The organism is Mesorhizobium sp. M0800 (genome assembly GCF_040320095.1).
Lineage (GTDB): Bacteria > Pseudomonadota > Alphaproteobacteria > Rhizobiales > Rhizobiaceae > Mesorhizobium.
On record NZ_JAMYOZ010000040.1, the window covers coordinates 1 to 21,610 of the forward strand.

Consider the following 21,610-nt stretch of genomic DNA (forward strand, 5'->3'; position numbering starts at 1 on the left):
CCTCAAACAGACGATCCCCTCCCCGGCGCATGAAGTGAGCGCCTCGAACCGCCAAGACATAGGGCTGCTCGCGAGCTTCCAGCATCCGGCGAAGGCTGCTGTCCGCCCCGTAGACAGCGTCGCCCAGAACGTAAGCGCACGGGACGCCGGCATCGAGCGCCGCCTCGACCATGGCGCGCGCCATCTTTGGCTTGGTCGCAAACTCGACCATCTCCGGGATCGACGCTCTGGCACATCGCGCCCGATCCCTTGTCCAGCTCTCCGGCAGATAAAGGCGACGATCGACCAGCGCTTGGCCGTAGCGGCTCGCGTAAGCCAAGAACACGCCGACCTGGCTGTTCTCGATCCGCCCCGCCGTTCCCGAGTACTGACGCGCGACACCGGCGGAACGATCGCCCTTCTTCACAAATCCCGTCTCGTCGACGATCAGGACGCCATCCTCAGCGACTGCATCCGATAGGGCCGCTCCGCTCCGGATTGCTCAGCCATCAGCCAGCCTGTCTTGCGCTCAATGCCGGAAAGAAGGCCGTCAAGAAAATCTGCGCCCGTTTCCCGCAACTCACGACGAGGAAGCACCCGCCCAACCCGCGCCTTCAGCGCTGTGAGCGGCCAACAAGCATCCGGCCCGTGGGGCCGACTCGTCTCCCGGTCGTGTGAGCAGAAGAACATCGCGAAGTGCGGCTTCATCCTCGACGCCGCGAGCCTAGCTCGCCGTACCGCGGCCGCCGAAAGCCCTAGGCGCTGTCACCAGGCGCCAGCCCACCTCTCTAGCTGGCGGACCATCGCATCGAGCGCGCCGATGGCCGCACCTGCAGTGATTGCAATGTCCTCAATGCGCCGCAACTGTTTGGGTCGGCGGCAGCCCTGCGCAACCAGGCCGGCACCGCCGTCGTCGGCGCGGCTTCCGTGGCACCGGGAAGAGTGCCGTGGTGGCGCAGGAGGGTTTTGGCTCAGAATCATGGAACACGATGAATCATCGCGGCGCTTTTTGTAGAGCGAACGATAAGTCTTGCACGAGCAGCCATTTATCCCTCGCGAGATCAATGCCGCGGGCAATTAGCAGGCGAACTCCGTCCGGACTGAGTACCTGTTTCAAGGCGGGCAAAAGAAGTTGTGTAGTCATGTCACGAAATGCTTGGTCCGCTTCTCTGCCGGCCGATGGTCCATGAAATCCCCTCCCCACCCATGACACCAGACACCTCCTTGCCAATAGACCGATCAAGCACTGGCCTCCATGGTACCAGCGTGAACTCGCGCGCCTTCTCGACTATGACGTACTTGCCGCTGGCAAGGTCGATCGAGCGGCGCAATCGACCCTCTATTCGATCACCAGGCTGCGCTTCGGAATACGAGAGTCCGAGTTCGTCAGACAGTTGACCGGCAACACGGTTCAGCTCACGTTGACGCAGCATCGAAAGCATGTTGGCGCGATAGACGATCCGGTCCTGCTCTTCCCGAGCAAGACCTTGCGCAATCAGCCACTGCCGTCGGCGGCCTTGCGCCTCTCGGACATCGCGGCCGAAACCAGAGCTGTGCAAGGCCTCCGGTGTGTCGGAAACCAGCTCTCGATCGAGCCAGGTGGCGCCGTCGAACCTGACTTGTCTCTCCAGCGGCATCGATGAGAGCTTGTGAACCGTGACAGGCTCGGCCCTCGCTCGCTTACGCTCGTAGTCAGACACACGGTCGAGATGATCCGGTGCGACGATCCAGGTGCCGTCCGGCTCGCGCTCGACACGACCGGTCGCCCGGCGGATCGCCTCCAGTCGCCGCACGTGCGTTTCGGCAAAGCGTTCGGTGGCCGACGGGTCATGCTTGAGATGGATATCGATGCTGTAGCGCGCGTCATTGGCCGTGGCGATCTCGGCAATTGTGCGGTCGACTTGCCTTGGCCCGGTGTCCCTCGGCGTGACCCGCACTATGCAGCCCTCTGGCGTCGGTTGGGTGGCCTCGCCTTTGCCGATATCAACATAGTGGCTTTTGCCGTCCACGCCGTCGACGACGAGGTAATGGCGGTCAGTGATTTCGTCGGCCAGGCCGCGCGCAACGATGCGGCCAACGACAGGCTGCATCTGCTCTGCAGATCGATCATGGACAACATAGTCGGCGGCACTGCGGGCGAGCCCCTTGCCGGTCAGTTCGCGGTGCATGGTCTTGATGATGTCGCCCCGCTCGCCGATGCGGCGCAGCGTCGCTTCAAGCTCGCCATCAAGGCGCCAGCGGCCCGAGCCGACTTCCTCAGCCAGACCCATCCGCACGAGCTTGCGCAGGCGGCCCTGGTGCAGCGTCTGGCGAAACGTGTCTCGGCTGGCCGGTGAGACATGCCCCTCATGGTCGCGCATGCGGAGCAGCTGCCGATCGATGCTGGTGAAGCGTTCTCGCTCCATTTCCTGGCGCAGGCGTTGCTCGATCTCGCGGTCCGTTCTCGGGCCAAGGTCGAGGCTGACCAGCTCGGCCGCCCGTTCACGGATTCCAGACGAGATGTAGTCTCGCGCGATGACAAGATTTTCGCCGCGGTCGTCCTTGCCGCGGACGATAATATGGGTATGCGGATGACCAGTGTTGAAATGATCGACGGCCACCCAGTCGAGCCTGGTGCCGAGATCTTCTTCCATCTGCGCCATGAGGCGCCGCGTGAGCGGCTTCAGGTCATCATACTCGATGCCGTCTTCAGGGGCGACGATGAAGCGGAACTGATGCCGGTCGCCATCGGCACGATCGATGAAGGCCTTACCATCGACGCGGGCGCTGTCGGCGCTATAGAGCTCGCCAGGCTCGCCTTCGCGGGTGACGCCGTCGCGCTGGAGGTAGCGAAGGTGTGCACGTGCCCCGTCAACACCCTTGCCGGCCAGCTTGACGATACGCGCCTTGACGACGGCGCGCCGCTGCCGAAACGCCGCGTGGTGGTCGCGCGCTCTGAGAACGGCGGCAGCAGCCCCGCCGCGCCCCGCCCGGCTTCCGATGAAGCGGCCACGGCGACCGCTGCCCCCGCCGGCTCGGTTGATCGCGGCGCGGATCTGGCCGGCGAAACGCTTGCCTGCCTTCGAGCCGCGCGATCCGATTTTGCCCAGGCTCGGCTTGAACTCTTCATCCTGCATTGAGCCTCCTAGCAATCTTTAACAAAATCAGAGGTTTGTCGGCAGCAGCTCTCCTGACGCTGAAGGCAGCCTCCGTGAAAAACGATGTGCAGACAAAGACTTCGCCGCCTCCAGGAGGCGATGCCTTTATCTTGCCTTCCGCGGACCTGCCTCCCTGCCTCCCTGCCTCCCTGCCCCGCCCGACCCCGGTACCCCTGCCCTCACCTGCGATCCGGCCGGCCTGACCTTGCTCGCTCCGATCCGAGCGGCACCACAATTTGGCCATTCGGATCGGTCGCGGAAACACCGTTTCGCAGGAAAAACAGCGACTGCCCGGACGGGATTTCCGGCGCTTTTCCGGAACGGGATTTGCCGGTGAACGCGTCCATGTCGGCGGCCGAAATCCCCGCAGCCTTGAGCTCTTCCAGATACGAAACCGTCTCGCTGGGCAGCGGTCGCCCACGCTGCAAATGCTGTTCGTAGCGGTCCGGCCCAGCGTTATAGGCGGCAAACAGGCCGGGAAAGCCGAAGCGGTTATACATGGCGCGCAGATAGGCAGTGCCTGCCAGAATGTTGTCGCGAGGGTCGTGCGGATCGGTTCCCAGGCCAAGCTCTGCGCGCATCTCCTCGTAGGTGCCGGGCATCACCTGCATGAGGCCAATGGCGCCGGCGTGTGAGGCGATCGGCCGTCCGTGCAGCATTGTCTGCCCCCGGCTTTCGGCATCCATGACGGCATAAATCCAGGGCAGTGGAATGCTGAAACGCCGGCTTGCCTCAGCTACGTAGTGCTGCCATCTTGCCAGCTGCGGACCACGGGAGATGGCGGCCGGCTGAGCGTCGGTCGCGGCGGAACAGGCGCATGGCGCTATCGCGACCATGCCCAGCATCAGGAGGGTTACTCGGTCCATAGCGGCACGAGCCTCCCGGCAATATTTTCGGCCGGCACCGGCCCGAAATAGCGGCTGTCGAAGGAGTGATTTCTATCGTTGCCGAGCAGGAAAAACTCGTCGGCGGCGAGCTTGCGGCAGGCATTCCACCAAGATAGCGGACGGTGCTGCGTGTCGGTTGCCAGCCGGCGCGCGACGATCTCGCCGCCGATGATGATGGCGTCGCCGAAGGCGCAGACATGCTCGCCAGGCAGCGCGGCAAGGCGCTTGACCAGCGGCACATTGCTGGGCAGATAGAAGCGTTCGGCGGCGAGATCGGCGACCGGTTTTGGCGGGCGGACGAGCACCAGATCGCCACGAGCCGGCGATCCGGACGCGAGGCGATAGAGGCCGACCGGCGCACTGGCCGAGGCGTTCCAGACCAGCCAGGGCGATGGGTTGTCGAAAGCGGCGAAGCCGATCAGGCCGAGGCCTATTGTGGCCACGGCGATCGTCTTGCGCGCCCGAATGCGCCGCAGATGGCTGCCGATCAGACGGATGGTGGGACGCCGGCTCATGAGCGGCCTCCCGCACCGGCCGATCCGGGATTGTGCCCGCCATCCTCGGGCCTGGTCTCCTGCGCGCGTCCCTTCGACCAGTCGTCGAGCTCGTCGATGTGATAGCGGACATAGCGGCCGTGCTTGCGAAATTGCGGGCCACCGCCCTTGAGCCGCATCTTCTCCAGCGTGCGCTGGGATAGCCCGATATAGAAGGCGGACTGCGCGGTGTTGAGAAACGGACTGCCCTTCTTGGCGCGGGCCGCGCGTTCGTTTTCGTCGTCCATGATGATCCTCGTTTCGCTACGGACAAGCGAAGGCGAGGATCGGCGAGCGAGATCGTTTTGGGGACGGGCGAAGAGTGGGGGGCGAGTTTTCGCCGCCCCCTCCCGAAAGAGCCCCGCGCCGGTTGCGGCGCGGGGCTCGAGGCTGGCGGTTCAGTCGACCGGGTTCCAGATGATGGCGTATGTGTCGTCGTCATCCTGGCCGGCGGCGCGGCCGAGATTGGCGTAGAGCTTGCGCGGGCCGAACTCCGGGGCGGCAATCGACAGGCTCACATAGTCCTTGCCGGAGGTCTCGCCGGTGCGGATCCAGCCGGCCCCTACTTCGACCCCTTGCGTCAGCACCCGAAAGTCGGGATGGGTGTCGGCGCTCTTTGCCTGATTGGGCACGATGTCGATGTCGGCGCGGACGCTAAGCGTCTTGAGCTGGCCCTTGTAGCCGCCGTTTTCCTGTTTGGTAACGTATCCGATCGCGGTCATTTTCAGTCTCCTTTGGTGCTCGCAGGGGACCATTCCCCTGCGATGGCGGACCGTGATGGGCGCGTCCGGACCGCCGGAACCGGGACGGCCGCAGCGATAGCGAAGGACCCGAGCGGGCAGCTTTTTTGAAGCGAAGCGGCGCGAGGAAGCCGCCGCAGGCGGCGGGGAAAAAAGCTGCTGGCGAGGGTTTCGGGCGGGCCGGATCCGCCCATAGGTCGTCAAGCCAGCCGCAGGGGAATGGTCCCTGAGACACATGGAGACAGGTGGCGCGATCGGCGGCACAACGAGCAGGCGGCATTACAGGGCGCCGGCTGCGCGGGCTCTGTCGGCAACCCGATCAGACAATTGGCCCATGCGCGGAGCGCCTCGGCAAGCAACCCGGCGCGGTGCAGGGCTGCCGAAATGGGGGCGAGTTGGCGTCGGGATTTCTCGCGCAAGGCACTGGCTCGACAAGACGACCAATCGGCAGCCGGCGCGGCCCGGAGCGGCGCGCGCGATCTGAGCGGCGGCACTCGAGAGAACCGCCGCTCGGGCCCTGATCGATTATTCGCGGACGAACAGCGGCTGTACCTGTGTCCACTGATCGGCGGTGCGGAAGCCACCGCGGCTGGTGTAGCTTTCGGCCGGGAATTTCATCCAGCGCGGCAGCCAGGTCTCGACCCTGAGGCGGCCATTCTCGCCCGCCAGGAAGTCGCGGATGATCTTCTTTTGCGTCTTGACCTTCTCGGCGACATTGCCGTCCGCGACCAGCTTGCCGCCGACATCGGCGAGCATCGAATTGGCGATTTCCTTGTCGCGCAAGAGGTCGAAGAAGGCATCGTCCGGTTGCCACCAGGTGCCCATATCGACGTTCAGATGGTTGCCGAGCGCCTTGATGACGGCGCTGCCGGCTGCAAGCGTCTCGGCCATGACAAGGGTGAGAACGCGCATGACATCGTCGTCGCAGAGCGCCAAGAGGCGCGCGAAGACGCCGGCGATAGCAAAGGCGTCGCCATCGCCGCCGGCGACCACGCCATCCTCATCCGGTGATCCGAGCAGGGCCAACACTTCGCGCCGTTTTTTGCCGAATGCAGCTTCAGCCTTGCAGCCGGCAAGGCTGGCAGTCACCGTCTCGTTGGCTGCGCGCTGCGGCTCGGGGCGCACCTGCCACAGGCCGGAACCGGTGATGGCGTGCGCCACCACGAGTCGCAGCGCCACGGCGGGATGGTCGAGCATGGCCGCGCGCACGGCCGCATGGCGATGCAGATCGACATAGTTCTGCATCGGGCCGGTGAGTTCGGGGCGCGGCGGCTTGGCGGCTGTTTCTTCTTGCTCACCGCCCTCGCGGGCGCGGCGGGCTTCCTTGCGTGACAGCCAGCCCTCGTGACACTCGACCTCGCCGCGATGCGAGACAGTGATGACGACCTTGCCGCCCTTCTTCTTCGGGGTCTTCTCGTGGTCCCATGGGTGGAAATACTGGCCCGGCTCCAGCAGCACCACCTCGCTCCAGCCGTCGTTGAGATAGGTGTCGCGTCTGGCGGCAATCGCTTCGTTCTGCTTTTGCCAGAACAGGTCGGCATCGGCGAAATAGCTGTCCTCGCCGAACAGGTCCGAGGTGATCAGGCCGGGATATTCGTCGATGGCAAACAGCGCCACCTTGGTGGGAATCGACTGGCCGCCGAACAGCCATTGCTTCAATTGAAAGCCACGCGGCGCGTATTGATCGGGATCGGCACAGAGTGCCAGCCAGTCCTTCTGCTGCGCCTTGGACGCCATGGTGAGATGGCGCACCGTCTCGGCGTCGATCTCCTCGCGGCGATAGGCTTCGCGGATTTTGGGCAAGAGGTCGCCAAGCGCCAGAATGCGTTTGACCTTCAGGTCAGTGATGCCGAAGGTCGCAGCGATGTCTGGAACGGTGCGGCCTTGCCTGACGAGCCGCGAAAACGTCTCCCATTGCGATACTTCGTCAGGATCAAGGCGGGCGAGGTTTTCGATCAGCGAGGCTTCCAGCGCATCGGCGTCGTCACCGTCCTCCATGATGGCGCAGGGCAAGGGATCGCCTTCGCCGCGCTCGTCGGCAATCGATTTCGCGGCGAAATAGCGCCGCCTGCCGGCGACGATCTCGAAGGCTTCCGGCTGGCCGTTGGGCCGCACAAGGAGAGGCACCAGCACGCCGCGCGCACCCACGGATGGCAGGATATCGGAAATGTCGGGCGCGCGTTTTCCATGGCGCATGTTGAGCGCGGAAATGTTGAGCCGATCGAAGGGGATGTGGGCAAGCTGCATGGTTACTCTCCTTCGCTTTGGTTGAGGTTGTCCCGCCGCAGAGGCCGAAGGCCGGCGCGGCGGGACGGTTTTTTCGCCTATCGGCGCTGCTGTTCCGCCGTGTCGGACGGAAGCTCGGAACGGGGCTTTGAAAGGGCGTCTGCTGCCTGCCGCAGAAGTCGCTCGGCCTCGGTGATGTGGCGGCAAATACGGGCGGCTTCGGCATAGACGGAGAGCGGAAAGCGCGCCTGGAAATGCAGGTCGCGCTCTATGCCGAGGCCAAGCGGACCTTTTACGGATGCAAGCTCGGCCAGACTGACGCTGCCGAGTTCGGGGAAGCCGAAGCCGAGATCGCAAAGGCCGAACAGCGTGTCGCCATCGGCGTCGAGTTCGGTCAGAAGCCACGTGGCGGCACCTGTCGGATTAAACAGTTTCACAACGGGAAAATGGTCCGTTTCGGCGTCGGCGGCGCCATTGGCGAGCAGTCGTGCGCGCAGTAGATCGGTGATCAGGATCATGGAAAGACTCCTTGTCAGAACAGGTCGAGTTGATTTCTGCTGGCTTCATCGAAGAGGCCGATATCGAGCGGCTTTTGCGCCGCGCGCGGACACATCGGCGCGTTCATCAGGAGGGTGAGCCGATCGCGCGTGGTGATCGGCCGGACACCGGGAATGAGCATCTGCTCGCCTTGCGGCGTCGGCTCGCTCGCGGTCAGTTGAGGATCGCGCATCGTCATGCCGCAATCCCTTCCTGCGCCTCGCCTTCGGCATCGGCCTGAAGGCCAAACAGGAAATCGGCGGCCTTGGAGGCAAGACTGGCGGCACGGAAGATCGCGCGGTTGTCCTCGCGCAGCACCTTCAGCCATGAGCCGATGTAATCGGCATGACGCACGGTCGGCTCGATACCGAGATTGCTGCAGACGAAGGCGGCAGTGATTTCGGCGACCAATTCTTCACGCGCGTAAGCCTTGGAGCCGAACGAGCCGGAGAGGTCGCGAGCAAGCCGCGTTGGGTGGCCGGTCCAGTGGCCAAGCTCGTGAAAGCAGGTCCGGTAATAGTCGATCTGCTGATGGAACGCCGGCTGCGGCGGCACCTGAATGTGGTCGCTGCCCAGCATGTAGAAAGCGCGATCGCCGCCGACCCTGAAATCCGCACCGCTAGCGCGAATGAGCGTCTCGGCCTGCGGCACGATCTCGCACTGAGGCAGCGGCTCGGTGGCGGCATAGAGGTCTTCCGGAAGATTATCGCACTGCGCGACATTGAAGACGGTGAAGCGCTTCAAAAAAGGCACGGCCTGTGGTTCATCGCCCTCGTGGCGTGCGCGCTCCTTCTCGTCCTTGGGGACAAAGCGGTCGGCATGCACGATGGTCGTGCCGCGCTCGCCCTTCCTGACATTGCCGCCAAGGACGAGCGCCTGCCGGAAGGTGAGCCAGTTCTGGCTGGGATAGCTGCGCTCGATGACCGCGCCCCACAGGATGAGGATATTGATGCCGGAATAGATGCGCCCAGAGGATGCATTGCTCGGCAGGCCAAGGCCTGCCTTTGCGCTGCCCCATGGCTTGACCCATGGCACGGTGCCGCGCTCCAGCTCCGCAATGATGCGGTCCGTGATCTCCTGATAAAGGCTGGCGCCGGGGCGCCCGCCCTTGCCTGCGCCAGCCTCTGTGCTGGCGGAACGCTTGCTGTTTGCATGCATCGTCTCATCCTCCGCTCGCCAATCGCCGCGCCTTTCCCCGGAAGCGGGGTGGGCGGCGAGTCGCGACCGGAAAGGCCCGCCGTGGGAGGCGGACCGCATCCGAAGGACCGGAACGAAGAGGAGGACCCTGAGCGGCAGCGAAGGGTTGCGGGCTGCCGCGGCGGGCCTAGAAGGGAGTGCCGCCCACCCCGCGCCACCGGGAAAGGCCAACAGCAAACCCCGCCGCCCGCAAGGGCGGCGGCCGTCTCAGCCCGAAGGGCTGCCCACGCCAAGGGGCGAAGCCGAATGGCCGAGACCGCCTGAGCTTGCCGAAGAAAAGCGGGCTCGGTTCACGAGCACCTGGTGCGCGTCGTCAGGCGCGCGGGCGCCCGCCAGGACGGCAGGCTGGACAGATTTTTCGCACGGATCATCGTCAAGCGCCGCAGTTACGTCAAGAAACTCGACGACATCACCGCCGTGGCGCGGCTTCATCCGAACAAAACCAGCGCTCGCCTTTCAACAGGTTGAGGCGCGTATCCCAGTAATATTCCTGTCTGGGATCATGATAGACGCGCTCGCCCGTTTTGTGGCTTATATTGGCTTTGATGTTGCGCTGACAGCGGCAGGGTCGATTCGAAGGCAAGAAAGCCAGCCAGGAGTTGTCTTGATAGCGATGATTGCCTACGCCCCCTCCCTCCGAAGAGAGAATGCGACGTTTGCGTGATATCCTTCACCGTCTTTAACAGCGCTTCATGGGTGCGTTGGAGAGGCCGGTAATGGTTGCTGGTGGGTGATAGAAGCGGCTGGACGATGCTCTTGTGCAGCCGTTCCGCCTCCGCCAGAAAGCGCTCGATTTCAGCCTGTGAAAGCTGCTTGGAAAGTTTGGTCCGAGCCATTGCGATCTCCGTTGAGGAATCGCCCCACCTAGGATTATCATCCCAATTGTATACTTGACGTACCAATGATCGATTCGATAAAGCAGCCGGGCAGGCCGGTACTGAAAACGAGATTACGCCGCTGATGGTCGAAGCGAGCATTTCCGTTCGTCTGGGTGCCCTCACACCGCCACGGGAGACGTTGTCGACCAAAGGATGGGCGCCAAGATTTACTCATCTATGGCAGTGGTGGGAGCAGCTTCCGTAGAGCCTTAGTATTGGCTATCAGGGTTTCGACATGGTGGTTGATGTCATGCGCTTTGACGGGCTTGTTCCTGCCCTTGTTTTCGGCGGCGCGGAAATTGAACACAACAACTTGGCCTGTTGTCTTTTCCTTGCTCCAGATTCCGTGAACCCAGTTGTTGCGCGTGCCCGACATGCCGCTGATTTTCTCAATTGCCTTTGAGATGGCGTCTCGATCGGAAGACGTATCCCACTCGGGGATCATCGCTAGGAGGAACTTAACTCGGGCTTCAAAAGTTGGAATACGATAGTAGCCGAAATGCGCCATGTTGGTCGACATGTTACAGATTGAACACATGGCATGCATGAGTGTGGTTTCAGCGTTCGCCCAAGCGACGACCATATCGCCCAATGCGGTTGCGATGTCCGAATCACTACTTAGGTTGTTGAGATCGTTGTAGGTAGCCATGTCAGAATCCCCCAAAGACAAAGACCAGGACAAGGGCGACGAGATTTTGCGACGCCTGTTGAAAACCCCTCCCGATCATAAGACCGGGAAGGGCAAGCAGCCTGTAGCGCCAGATGGCTCTAAGGACAGTGAGGGAGTGCCAGCAGGTTATTCGGCTCCACGCCGTCAGGCTCCGTCTTAAGATACTTCCGTCCGTTCGAACGCTGGCGTACGACAATCCACACGGACTCTCCTGTCGGCGCTACCGTCCAGTATTGCTCATTTTCGTTTTCGACGTTGTTTATCATCGTATCGATGTCTCGATACCAGCCGCCAGCGGCAGGGCCGCCGAGGCCCTGAAGACGACGGTCTTTGTCGGCGTTATCAGGCTTGTGACAATTTACTCGGAAAGTTCCGGCCATGTAGGCCTCCTGTGATTTGCGCCACAGGAGGGCTTGACGTGAATCGCGTAACGCGCAACTTAATGGACGTGATCACAAACAAGCCCTCCAACGGCTTGGTTTCAACTTAAAGGCGACCGTGGTTCAGACGGTCGCCTTTTACGTTCTGGCGAAACTTTGATTCGCACAAGATCGTCAATCTCGTTTTGTTCTCTTTTTTCTACGTATCCACAGGAGTCGTCGCGCCTTCTGCTTAGGCGTGACCGGCTTCACCAATCCGCCGATAGATAAGGCGCTAGTCGCGGGCCATGCGAAGCAAATCCTCGGCGCGTTCTGCATCTGAGACTTTCAGAGCCATGCGGCGATGGTAGCGGAAATCAAACTCGGCAAGGTAGCGATGCAAATGCGCCTCGCCGCAATGCTGGTAGACGCCGATCATGCCGCGCTTGAAGACTGAGAACACGTTCTCAATGGTGTTCGAATGGATGGCGATCCCGTCCTCGTAGCGGACATATTCGCCGTCCGAATGCTTCGTGGTCTTGTGGGTAGCGACTCGCCGCCAGTCTCTGTGTAGAGGTTCGACGCATCGGTGTAGAGGATGGTATCTCGCGACACGTTGCGCACCAGCACGTCACGGACGGTTGCCTTGGTGGCGTCGTTCAAATGGAACATGCGAGCCTTGCCGCCGCGCTCGACCAAGCCGACGACGATGCGCTTTTCGCGACCGCCGCCCTCGCCTTTCTTGGTGAAAGGACGACCCTTACGTTGGGCTGATACGCGAGGCGTCTCGCGCTTTCCGATGTAGGTTTCGTCGGCCTCAACAGTCTTGCCGTTGCCGCCGATAGGACCAGCAGAAGCAACACCCTCTTGCATGGCTTCGCGGATGCGGTGCGCCATAAACCAAGCGGTCTTGTAGGTGACGCCAAGCATACGATGCAACTGATGGCACTCATGCCTTTCTTGGACGAAGCGTAGAGATGCGAAGCCAGCACCCATCTATGCAGGCCGATCTTGGAACGCTCAAAGACGGTGCCGACCGTGACCGTGAAAGGCAAACGGCATTCGTTGCATTTGTAGACGCCGGGGCGCGTGGACTTGCCCGCCAGCTTCGTGATGCGCTCGGGGTTGGCGTTGCCACAATGCGGGCAGAACGGGCCATGAGGCCAATGGATAGTCTCCAGATGCTCGCGGGCCTTGTCAGCGTCGTGGTAAATTTCGTTGGTCAGGTCGAAAATTGGCGGTAGCTCCTTGCATTCATTGAAAATTCGGCTTGGTACGTCAAGTATATAATTAGGATTATCATCCTATATCGGCATGGCTTGGTAAAGACCCACCCGCAGCGGAATGGCAGCTTGCCGAAGAAAAGCACGCTCGGTTCACGGTACCGGCGCGAGCCGTTAAACGCGCAGGCGCCCGTTAGCCCGCAGGCTGGACAGAATCTCGCACGGATCAGCGTCAAGCGCCGCAGTTAAGTCGAGAAACTCGATGACGTCGAGACGCCGCTCTCCACCCTCGTACTTGGCCACGAAGGATTGGGGACGATCAAGCTTCTCGGCCACCTGCGCCTGAGTCAGGCCTTTGGCCTTGCGCAGGGCAACCAACTCGGCCAGAAACCGCTGGTGGCGGGGCGATCGAAGAGACTTGGGCATGTAGGCGAACCGGTCGGGTAAAGACCGGATCAGCGACTAATCCCGGTTTCGGATTATCCCATTTTGGGATATGCTGCGCGCGCTCAACATGCGAGGTTCGCAGCATGAATCGACCAATGGGAACAGATGAAAGTCGAAGCTCAACGTTGAGCGATGAAGTCCCCTGGTCGGAGAACCTCACGAGCTACGACAGGGAGCATTTCACGATCTACCTGCGGATCCTGGATGCCTGCGCCGACAATGCCAGCGAAGAGGAGATGGCTGATCTCATTCTCGGCATCGACCCGGCCCTTGAACCGGTCCGCGCCCGCAAGGCTCTTCGCAGCCATATCGACCGGGCGAACTGGATGGTGACGACTGGCTACAAAGAACTGTTCGCCGGCTGACGCACAGCACGGACTGTCATGCTCTTCAAACAAGGACGTTCAGATACCCGCCATTCATGAGCGCACGGCCGCGAGAGACAGCGCGGCGGGAGCGGTCACAACTGGTTGGCGTGCTGTTTGACTGCCATTTCTAGTGCTTGGCTCAGAGGCACCGCCTTCGAGAACAGGAAGCCCTGAGCGGTCCTGCAGCCAAGCTTGTGCAGGGTTTGCCGATCCGCCTCTGTTTCGACGCCCTCGGCCATGACCTCGATCCCGAGCATGTTACCGAGATCGATGACCGATTTGACAAGCAGTCGGTCCTCTCGGGACTTGGCCAAGCCGCGAATGAAGCCCTGGTCTATTTTCACCTTGCGTATCCGACTGTCCTTGAGCGATGCCAACGTGGAAAAGCCGGTGCCGAAGTCATCGAGCGCAATGGAAATGCCGGCATGTGAAAGCCGTCCGAGCTTTTCATCCACTCTGTCCGGGTCCACCGGGGATTCTTCGGTAATCTCGATCTCGAACATCGTTGCAGGCAGACCTCTTGCCGCCAGACCATCCAGAACCATGTCGTCGATATCGCCGGCTTCCAGTTCGCGCGGTGAAACATTCATCGCCACACGGAGATCACGACAGTCAGCTTTCACCAAGCCGTCGATAAAAGCACAACAATCGGCGAATACGGTTTGCGTCAGCAGCTGAAGCATACCGGTTTCGCGTGCAGCTGTGATGATTTCGGGTGGAGAGATGGCACCATGAGTCGGATGGGACCACCTCAGCAAGGCTTCAAAACCGACCACGGCCTCGGTGTCGAGTTTCACGATCGGCTGGAACCAAGGTTGCAAGCTTCTCGTCTTTATCGCCGAATGAAGGTCCCGTTCGACGGACTGGCGGCGTTGCAGTTCCCTGTCGAGTTCGGCATCGAACAGGCAAAATTCGTTCCTGCCACGACGCTTGGCCGTATAAAGGGCGATATCCGCCCGCAACAACATTTCCGTCAGGCCCGGCGTCTGCGCCAAGTATATTCCTATCGATGCCCCGACACGGACGGACGCGACCTCGATATAGGGGCGGGCAATTTTGGCTATGATATCGGAGGCGAGATCACTGGCAGAAACCGAAACCCTCGTTGAGGGAAAAAACAGCACGAATTCATCGCCGCCGATACGAGCGAGCGTTGAGCCTTCCGGTGCTTCCTCCTCTATGCGGCGCGCGATCCTGAGAAGCAGTTCATCACCGGTCCTGTGACCGTAGGTATCGTTGACGGATTTGAACCCGTCCAGATCAATCAGCATTGCCACGAAGGGGCCATCCGCGGTCTCGAACCGTCCGATAGCGTCTTCGAGGCCACGCCTGTTGAGAAGGGCCGTCAGGTGGTCCTGCCTGGAACTGGCCTTCATCTCCGCCGCAAGCCGCTCAGCCTCATGCCTCAGGCGGCTCGCTTCGCGGAACCGTGCTTGCCCAACACACGAAGCTCGAACCAAGCCGCCCATGAAGAGCAGAATGGTAAAAGCCAGAATGTAGTCTTCAAAATTGCCTTTCGCCAAAAGGCATCCCACCGTGATGAGGAGCGGAGGTGTTATGAAGTTGATCGCCGCCGCGGCATACGAACTGCCGTATGTAACCGCACCAGCTGAAATGCCCGCCAGAATGACCAGATGCAGCGGTGCTTGAGGTGTCGTGTATCCAACAGTCAGGACGGCCAGGAAGGACCAGGCAAACCCTGCCAGAAGAGCAAGGATGCCAAACCAGCGAAGCCGCGGCAAAACCCCCACGAAATTGTCATGGCGCCTTGTTTCCTTTAGCTGATAACGCGCGAGTGCAAGGCGGGCGGCATTTATCGCATTGACGACCAGGAACCAGATTGCAGCGGCAAAGCCGCTGCCAGAAAGGGCGTGCACCGCCCAAATCAGGCCTGACAGGATAGCGCTTATCGGCATCGACACGAAGAGGCCGGCCCTCAGGTCAGCAAGCTGATCCTGACGGATTTTGGCCTCCAGCGTGTCTTCATTCTTCGGGGCCATGGACGGACCGGCTTGCTCCCATCGTTGTTCGCGACGACAAGCTTACGCAAGCCCACTGAAGGACGGGTTAACTATCCAGCAGGGGTAGCCAGTGCGCTCACCATGGCTTCGGCGCGCACGTCTGCTCTTGGCCTTGCCGTCTGACCATCGAGCTCTTCCCGCACGCGTGCCTTGATCCGAATCATCCCAGGATCGGCAACGTCACCATGGAAGCAGCCCTGCAAACGGCATCAACGCGCCCGGCGAGACAAAAGGAAGCCGGGCCGAGATAGCGTTCCAGAGCGGCAGCGCTGCCTGCGATTCACCGCCTGAGCATGGCCGAAATGCCATGGCGGATAAATGGAAGATATTGGGCAAAGCGAAGCCCTGCATGTCTTGCAAGCCGTGCCGCCGGGTGCTCGCCTGAGTAGAGAGCGACAAGCGCATTCGTAGCATGATAGAGCGGTGCCGCCGACAGACGCAGCCGGCTTTCGTATCTGCCGAGCATGTCGGGATCAGCAATGTCGCGGCGCTCGCGACATGCCGCCAGGATTCTATCGGCGAGTTGCTTCTGGCCACTGAGGCCGATGTTGAAGCCATGCGCGGTCACCGGGTGCATGCCGAGGGCAGCATCGCCGATCAGTGCCGCACTCGGAGCCCAGAACTTGTGCGCCCAGGTCGTGACCAGCGGATAGGCATGGCGGGTGCTTGCCAAGGTCATCTCTCCGAGGCGTCCTCGACACCGGCTCGTCGATTCCATGAGGAACAAATCGTCGTCGAGAGCAAGCAGTCTGTCGGCCTCGCTTGAGCGCAAAGTGAGAAGCAGCGACGACACGCCTTCCATGAGCGGCAACATCGCTATCGTCTGATGGTGATCGAACCATTCGACCGCGATCTGGTGATGGGCGCGCTCGTGCCTCACCCGGCAAATCAGCATGGAGTTGCCAAGCCGATTGATGTCGGCGCCAATGCCGAGCAGGTCGCGCGTCGCGGACAAACGCGAATCCGCTGCAACGAGCAGCCGAGCGGCCAATTGCCTGCCATCAGAGAGCGTTATGACTGCTTCTTTGTGGCTGGTTGTTGCATTGACGACCGAGCGGCCGCACAGCAGCTGGGCATGATCCTGGAAGTGGACAAGCTTGAACAGGGCGTCGCGGATCCGACAATTTGGGACCAGAATTCCGAGTGGTTCCCCAGATCCGCTGGGAGAATCGAAGCTCAGGGCGAAAGGGCTCGATCCGTTGAGCACGCGCGCGCCTTGTAGCGGTGATTTGTCCGAAGCGGGGATGGCATCCCAGGCGCCGAGCTCGCGAAGGATTCCAACCGATGCGTGGGTCAGCGCGATCTCGCGACCGTCGAAGCCCGGATTCGCCAGGCTTTCGAGCGACTGCCGTTCAACCACTGCCACCTCGAGTCGGCTCTGGGCAAGCGATGCGGCGAAGGAAAGTCCGACCGGCCCGGCTCCGACGACAATAACGTCGAATCTATCGACAGAGCCGGCCATCAGCGTGCCGCCATTGCGTCGGCTATCTGCGACGAAGGGCACTGGAACGCATCGCAATCGATCCACGGTTTGCGGCTCATCTCCCCAAGCGTCTCCACGCGACCTAACCGTCCGTTAGACATCCGTTCTCCGTTCAAAAATGCTCAATGAAACCATGCCGATGAAGAGATAACCCTGATGTGGCTCAAGCAGGCTCGATAAACGCGGCAACGGCAGGTTCACGGTCGACTGGTCGATCGCCACGCCATGGTCTGGTCAGGTCATCATGGAATGGCCGGCTTCCCGTTAGGTGCGGCCCTTTCCTGGCCGAGAGTTCGGCAACGTATTCTGGCTGATCCGTTCGGACCCGTCGCGCGCCGAAATCGGCATGACGCGAAGCAACCGCGGAAATATTCGAGCGAGTCGTCGCAGGGCAGGCTGGGTCAACTGCGTGGCTCGTCGCGGTCGATCAGGATCCGCTCGGCGGCGCCATCGAGATCTTCATATTGGCCGCTCCTCAAGGCCCACAGGAACCCCGCCAGCCCAAGCGCTCCGAGGAACAGGGCCACAGGTATGAGGTAGGCGAGCGTCGTCATGAGGATTGTGCCAGTGCGCCAATGTCGGAGCGCCTGTCATGTCGGGCATCTTGCACCGATGCATGTGACACGAAACCTTGCAGGCGTAGCGCATTGCCGATGACCAGGAGGGAGGAGGCGGACATTGCGACCGCAGCGATCAGTGGCGTAACGTGCCCCAGAATGGCGACCGGCACGGCGATGCCATTGTAAACGATCGCGATGGCGATGTTCTGCCGGATCAGCCGTCCGGCCTTCCGCGAAATGTCTAAAGCAAGTGGGACCGCCAGAAGACTTTTACGCAGGAACACGAAATCCGCGGCGTTGCGACCGATATCCGCCGCCGTGGCCGGAGCGATCGAAACGTGTGCGGCGCCCAATGCAGGCGTGTCGTTGAGCCCATCGCCGACCATCAGCACCTTGTGGCCAGTTCGCGTCAATGCTTCGATGTGATCGACCTTCCCGGAGGGAAGCAACGCGGGAACGAAGCGCTCGACGCCCAGTGCTTCCGCGACTTCGCCGCAGGCAGCTTCTGTGTCGCCCGACAGCATCTCCACCGACACGCCGGCGCCGTTCAGTTGCTCGATGGCCGCCTTGGCATCGGCACGCAGCTCATCCTCGAAATCGAAAGTCGCGACAATGACCCCGTCCTTCGTCAGAACGGTTCCGCCATAGCCTTGTTTGCCTTCGCCGCCGGTCCGGGCTTTCCACTCACCCCATCCGCGGCGACCCAGTCGCCAGGTACTGCCCTCGGCGATGGCTTCGATGCCGAAGCCCGGATGCTCGCTGACGGACGCGAGTTTCGGCTGGCCGGCAAAGGCTGCATTGCCAGCGATTGCCTTCGAAAAGGGATGGCTGGAATGCGCTGCCATCTCGGCCGCCATGGCGAGCATCGTCGGATCGATGGACGGCGCATTGATCAGCCTGGGCAGTCCGAGCGTAAGCGTGCCGGTTTTGTCGAACAATGCCGTGTCGATCCCGGCCAGGCGCTCAATGGCGGAGCCGTCCCTGACCATGACGCCGCTTTCAAACAGCCGCCGCGCAGCGACCACCTGCACGATCGGCACGGCGAGACCGAGCGCACACGGGCATGTAATGATCAAAACGGCGATTGCGATTGTTATTGCCCGGTGCCAGTCGCCGGTCGCCGCCATCCAGCCGAGGAACGTCACAAAGGCGGTGAGGTGGACCACGGGGGCATAGAGCGCGGAGACGCGATCGGCGATCCTGCGATGGCGGGCGCGGCCGCCCTCTGCCGCTTCCATCAGCCGAACGATTTCGGCCAGGAATGAATCCTTCGCGGCGGCCGTCGCCTCGATGGTCAGCGGACCGGTGAGATTGAGTGTACCGGCCTGGACCTGCGCCCCCGGGCCCACCGTTCTGGGCGTGCTTTCCCCGGAAACCAGGGAACAGTCGAGATCCGATGCCCCGCCAATGATCCTGCCGTCGATGGGCACCCTCTCGCCAGCCGCAATCAAGAGCTCCATTCCTGGTTCGATCTCGCCAACCGGCAAGTAGTCGCGCGAACCATCCTCGCGCAGCACCATGGCGCCGCGCGCCGCCAGCCGAGCCAGTCCGTTTACGGCCGTCCGTGCCCGTTCCCGCATCACGTGATCCAGCGTGCGGCCGATCAGCAGAAAGAACAGCAGCGACACCGACGCGTCGAAATAAGCATGGTCGCCATGGTTGATCGTCTCGTAGAGGCTCATGGCGTAAGCGAGCGATACCCCGACCGCGATCGGCACGTCCATGTTCATGCGGCTGTGGCGCAGCGCATTCCAGGCCGAGCGAAAATAGATGCCGCCGGCGAAAGCGAGCGCAGGAATGGCAATCAAGGCCGAGACCCAATGGAACAGGTCGCGGGTCGCGCCTTGCGCGCCGGACCAGACGGAGACTGATAGCAGCATGATGTTGCCCGCCGCAAAGCCGGCGACCGCGACGGCGCGGATCAGTTCCGAGAGCGTCCTGTCCTTCCCGTCAGCCTCGGGATCGAACAGGTGCGCGCCATAGCCCAGCCGTCCAAGTGTGGCGACGAATGGCGGAACCTCGTCGCCGCGCCACCGGACCGAAACACGTTTCGTTGAAAGATTGACACGAGCGCCTTCGACGCGATCCAGCTTACCGATCGCCGTCTCGATCGTCTGGATGCAGGCGGCACAATGCACAGCCGGCACCGAGAGGTCGGTCTGGCGAAGATTTTCGCCAATCGAGCGGCTCGCCAGTCTGATTTCCTGGCCAGAAGGCAGGACCAGTGTGACCTTTTCCAGGTCCAATGCCATTTCGGCGCCTGGCGCGCAGCAGCTCATTGCAGCGCCCCGTGGGAAATCATGATCCGGCGAACGTCGCGATAGGGTTCCGCAAGGCTCGCATCGGCGTCGATTTCGACGATCCAGACGCCATCCGTGGGCATGTGGTGCGCGGCGAATATCTGACCGGAGGCAGCGGCAAGAGTGACGGATTTGTCCTCGGCCTCGTAGGCGGGATGACGAAACAGCACCTTGACGCCATGCAAGGCAACCGGCTTGCCGACAGCATCGGTGAGGCTGTAGCGGACCTCACCGCCTGCGATGGTCAGTTTGCCAGTCCAGCCGAGGGCTGCCTGAGCTCGCCCCTCCTCGGCCTTCTTGTTGAACTGCTGGCTCGCCACATAGATGTTTTCGACGACAAGGCCGGTCCAGCTCGTGTTGGCGAGCGTCGCCATCGTCAGATTGACCGCTATGACCACGCCGAAGAAGCCAAGGATGGTGAACAGCATATGCCTGCCGGTGAATTCGCGAGATTGTCGCGAGGTGTCGCTCATCTGGCGCTCTCCGGTGCGTTGAAAGTGGCCGTGTATTCGTCCGACTCGAACGGTGCCTTGTTTTCGACCCGGAACTTGAAGCTTTGCGCTGCACCCCGAACCTGATCTGCCGGCTGACGCACGAAAACCTTGAGCATCTTGAGCCGGTCGGGTTCGACCGGGATGGCGAAGGAGCGATCCGCCGGCAGGTCGATGCCGACAACGCTCATTTCGGCTCCATGCAGGCCCTGCATCGTGACAATGATCGTTCTTGGTTCGGGGATCATGTTGAGCAGCTTGACGGTGTAGCCGTTGCGGATCGAACCGTCGGACAGCGTCACGAACTGCGGGTTGCGATCGTGCAGGACATTCAATTCGAGCCGTTCGCGGGTCAGCAGCGAATAGAGCAGCGCGAGACCGACCGCCGACCAGGCGCCCATGTAGATGAAGGTGCGCGGGCGAAAGATCTTGCGGATATGGAAACGGGCCACCTTGTCGGAGAACAGGCCGTCAGCGCTCCTGACCAGTGACGGGTTGACTGAACCGGAGCCGCCCGGGGTCGCCAGCATCATATTGGCGTTGTAGTCGGCCAGCGTCGCATAGGAAATCAGTCCGCGCTCCCTGCCGAGCTTGTCCATGATACCGTCACAGGTATCGATGCAGAGCGCGCAGGTGATGCATTCAAGCTGCTGGCCATCACGAATGTCGATCCCCATCGGGCACACCGCGACACAGGCATTGCAGTCGACGCAGTCGCCGACGGGCTGCCCGGCGGCAAGGACCCTCTTGGCGTGACGCGAGCGCCGTTCGCCGCGCCAGTCATTATAGGTGACGGTGAGGGAATTCTCGTCGAGCATGGCCGCCTGGATGCGCGGCCATGGGCACATGTAGGTGCAGACCTGCTCGCGCATCAGCCCGCCGAACGTATAGGTCGTCGCCGTCAGCACGGACACGGTGATGTAGGCGACGGGGGCGGCGGTGCCGGTGAAGAGTTCCCCAAGCAGCGTCGGCGCATCGGCGAAATAGAAGATCCAGGCGCCGCCGGTCAGCATCCCTATGACCAGCCAAATGGCGTGTTTCGATGTTCGCAGCACGAGTTTGCGCGCAGTCCAGGGACCGGCATCGAGCTTGATGCGCGCGTTGCGGTCGCCCTCGATGGCTCGCTCGACGACCACAAACAGATCGACCCACACGGTCTGCGGGCACGTATAGCCGCACCAGGCCCGGCCGACGGTGGATGTGATCAGGAAAAGGCCGATACCGGCCATGACCAGCAGGCCGGCCACATAATAGAATTCCTGCGGCCATATCTCGATGAAGAAGAAGTAGAAACGCCGGTTGGCAAGATCGACCAGCACGGCCTGGTCCGGGGCAAATGGCCCGCGATCCCACCGCAGCCAAGGTGTCAGGTAGTAGATCCCCAGCGTGATTGCCATCACCGACCACTTGAAGCGGCGGAAACTGCCAGAGGCCCGGTTCGGGAAGATCTTCTTGCGTGCGGCATAGAGCGGCTGACGGGTCTTGGCGGAGTTGACCGCATCGGCTTCGAGCCGTTCTATTTGCGTGTTATCGAGCACGAGAAGCTCCAGTCACCAGCGACCCATCGGTTTCTG

21 protein-coding genes and 2 pseudogenes are annotated in these 21,610 nt (G+C 61.8%); 2 read left to right on the plus strand and 21 right to left on the minus strand.

What is annotated here, in order from left to right; all coding sequences use genetic code 11:
* From NKI18_RS29725 to NKI18_RS29770, 10 genes and pseudogenes are all read right to left on the minus strand, one after another.
* A pseudogene (locus NKI18_RS29725) lies at window positions 1-669 on the minus strand (IS701 family transposase); the annotation flags it as partial.
* Between the two features lie 455 nt (window positions 670-1,124).
* Window positions 1,125-3,095 carry a relaxase/mobilization nuclease RlxS gene (rlxS, locus tag NKI18_RS29730; protein ID WP_353021497.1) on the minus strand — a complete coding sequence of 657 codons (1,971 nt, stop codon included), beginning with the start codon at window positions 3,093-3,095 and terminating at the stop codon, window positions 1,125-1,127.
* A gap of 200 nt (window positions 3,096-3,295) precedes the next feature.
* The gene (locus NKI18_RS29735) at window positions 3,296-3,982 is read right to left on the minus strand and encodes a lytic transglycosylase domain-containing protein (RefSeq protein ID WP_353021499.1); all 687 of its coding nucleotides are present in this window, start codon (window positions 3,980-3,982) and stop codon (window positions 3,296-3,298) included.
* Complete coding sequence (gene lepB, locus NKI18_RS29740; RefSeq protein WP_353021501.1) at window positions 3,970-4,518, minus strand: signal peptidase I; 549 nt, start codon at window positions 4,516-4,518, stop codon at window positions 3,970-3,972. Before lepB ends, NKI18_RS29735 begins: the two co-directional genes overlap by 13 nt.
* Window positions 4,515-4,784 carry a helix-turn-helix transcriptional regulator gene (locus NKI18_RS29745; RefSeq protein ID WP_353021504.1) on the minus strand — a complete coding sequence of 90 codons (270 nt, stop codon included), beginning with the start codon at window positions 4,782-4,784 and terminating at the stop codon, window positions 4,515-4,517. Before NKI18_RS29745 ends, lepB begins: the two co-directional genes overlap by 4 nt.
* Window positions 4,785-4,934: 150 nt before the next feature.
* Entirely contained in the window at window positions 4,935-5,258 is a 324-nt protein-coding gene (locus tag NKI18_RS29750; RefSeq protein WP_023672372.1) for a DUF736 domain-containing protein, read from the minus strand.
* A gap of 543 nt (window positions 5,259-5,801) precedes the next feature.
* A complete protein-coding gene (locus tag NKI18_RS29755; protein WP_353021507.1) occupies window positions 5,802-7,523 on the minus strand; it encodes a ParB/RepB/Spo0J family partition protein in 1,722 nt (573 codons plus the stop codon).
* Window positions 7,524-7,600: 77 nt separating this feature from the next.
* Window positions 7,601-8,020, minus strand: coding sequence for a DUF2958 domain-containing protein (locus NKI18_RS29760; protein WP_353021509.1), 420 nt, complete (start codon window positions 8,018-8,020; stop codon window positions 7,601-7,603).
* Between the two features lie 14 nt (window positions 8,021-8,034).
* Complete coding sequence (locus tag NKI18_RS29765; protein ID WP_352842612.1) at window positions 8,035-8,238, minus strand: hypothetical protein; 204 nt, start codon at window positions 8,236-8,238, stop codon at window positions 8,035-8,037.
* Window positions 8,235-9,197: an ArdC family protein gene (locus tag NKI18_RS29770; protein ID WP_352802046.1), complete on the minus strand. Its 963-nt coding sequence runs from the start codon at window positions 9,195-9,197 to the stop codon at window positions 8,235-8,237. Before NKI18_RS29770 ends, NKI18_RS29765 begins: the two co-directional genes overlap by 4 nt.
* 342 nt (window positions 9,198-9,539) lie before the next feature.
* Between NKI18_RS29770 and NKI18_RS29775 the strand changes: the two genes are divergently transcribed.
* Window positions 9,540-9,704, plus strand: a complete 165-nt coding sequence (locus NKI18_RS29775) for a hypothetical protein (protein ID WP_353021511.1) — start codon at window positions 9,540-9,542, stop codon at window positions 9,702-9,704.
* 32 nt (window positions 9,705-9,736) lie between these two features.
* Here the strand turns inward: NKI18_RS29775 and NKI18_RS29780 are convergent, their stop codons facing one another.
* From NKI18_RS29780 to NKI18_RS29800, 5 genes and pseudogenes are all read right to left on the minus strand, one after another.
* Window positions 9,737-10,072 carry a hypothetical protein gene (locus NKI18_RS29780; protein WP_352480256.1) on the minus strand — a complete coding sequence of 112 codons (336 nt, stop codon included), beginning with the start codon at window positions 10,070-10,072 and terminating at the stop codon, window positions 9,737-9,739.
* A 217-nt stretch (window positions 10,073-10,289) separates the two neighbouring features.
* Window positions 10,290-10,763, minus strand: a complete 474-nt coding sequence (locus tag NKI18_RS29785) for a hypothetical protein (protein ID WP_352480257.1) — start codon at window positions 10,761-10,763, stop codon at window positions 10,290-10,292.
* A gap of 119 nt (window positions 10,764-10,882) precedes the next feature.
* Window positions 10,883-11,164, minus strand: a complete 282-nt coding sequence (locus NKI18_RS29790) for a DUF3892 domain-containing protein (protein ID WP_352649467.1) — start codon at window positions 11,162-11,164, stop codon at window positions 10,883-10,885.
* A gap of 274 nt (window positions 11,165-11,438) precedes the next feature.
* Window positions 11,439-12,378: pseudogene (locus NKI18_RS29795) on the minus strand (IS1595 family transposase).
* A gap of 162 nt (window positions 12,379-12,540) precedes the next feature.
* A complete protein-coding gene (locus NKI18_RS29800) occupies window positions 12,541-12,792 on the minus strand; it encodes a helix-turn-helix domain-containing protein (RefSeq protein ID WP_352480259.1) in 252 nt (83 codons plus the stop codon).
* Window positions 12,793-12,908: 116 nt separating this feature from the next.
* Between NKI18_RS29800 and NKI18_RS29805 the strand changes: the two genes are divergently transcribed.
* Window positions 12,909-13,178 (plus strand): DNA -binding domain-containing protein, encoded by a 270-nt coding sequence (locus NKI18_RS29805; RefSeq protein ID WP_353021514.1) that lies wholly within the window; start codon window positions 12,909-12,911, stop codon window positions 13,176-13,178.
* A 95-nt stretch (window positions 13,179-13,273) separates the two neighbouring features.
* Here NKI18_RS29805 and NKI18_RS29810 read toward each other — a convergent pair whose 3' ends face one another.
* The 6 genes from NKI18_RS29810 to ccoG form a co-directional block, all read right to left on the minus strand.
* On the minus strand, window positions 13,274-15,181 hold the full coding sequence (locus tag NKI18_RS29810) for a putative bifunctional diguanylate cyclase/phosphodiesterase (protein ID WP_353021516.1): 1,908 nt from the start codon (window positions 15,179-15,181) through the stop codon (window positions 13,274-13,276).
* A 301-nt stretch (window positions 15,182-15,482) separates the two neighbouring features.
* Window positions 15,483-16,664: a 5-demethoxyubiquinol-8 5-hydroxylase UbiM gene (gene ubiM, locus NKI18_RS29815; RefSeq protein ID WP_352649488.1), complete on the minus strand. Its 1,182-nt coding sequence runs from the start codon at window positions 16,662-16,664 to the stop codon at window positions 15,483-15,485.
* 422 nt (window positions 16,665-17,086) lie between these two features.
* A complete protein-coding gene (gene ccoS, locus NKI18_RS29820) occupies window positions 17,087-17,239 on the minus strand; it encodes a cbb3-type cytochrome oxidase assembly protein CcoS (RefSeq protein WP_023679633.1) in 153 nt (50 codons plus the stop codon).
* Complete coding sequence (locus NKI18_RS29825) at window positions 17,236-19,524, minus strand: cation-translocating P-type ATPase (RefSeq protein ID WP_353021519.1); 2,289 nt, start codon at window positions 19,522-19,524, stop codon at window positions 17,236-17,238. Before NKI18_RS29825 ends, ccoS begins: the two co-directional genes overlap by 4 nt.
* Window positions 19,521-20,018, minus strand: coding sequence for a FixH family protein (locus NKI18_RS29830; RefSeq protein ID WP_353021522.1), 498 nt, complete (start codon window positions 20,016-20,018; stop codon window positions 19,521-19,523). Before NKI18_RS29830 ends, NKI18_RS29825 begins: the two co-directional genes overlap by 4 nt.
* Window positions 20,015-21,574: a cytochrome c oxidase accessory protein CcoG gene (gene ccoG, locus NKI18_RS29835; protein ID WP_353021525.1), complete on the minus strand. Its 1,560-nt coding sequence runs from the start codon at window positions 21,572-21,574 to the stop codon at window positions 20,015-20,017. The genes NKI18_RS29830 and ccoG overlap by 4 nt, the downstream gene beginning before the upstream one ends.
* Window positions 21,575-21,610 lie beyond the last annotated feature (36 nt).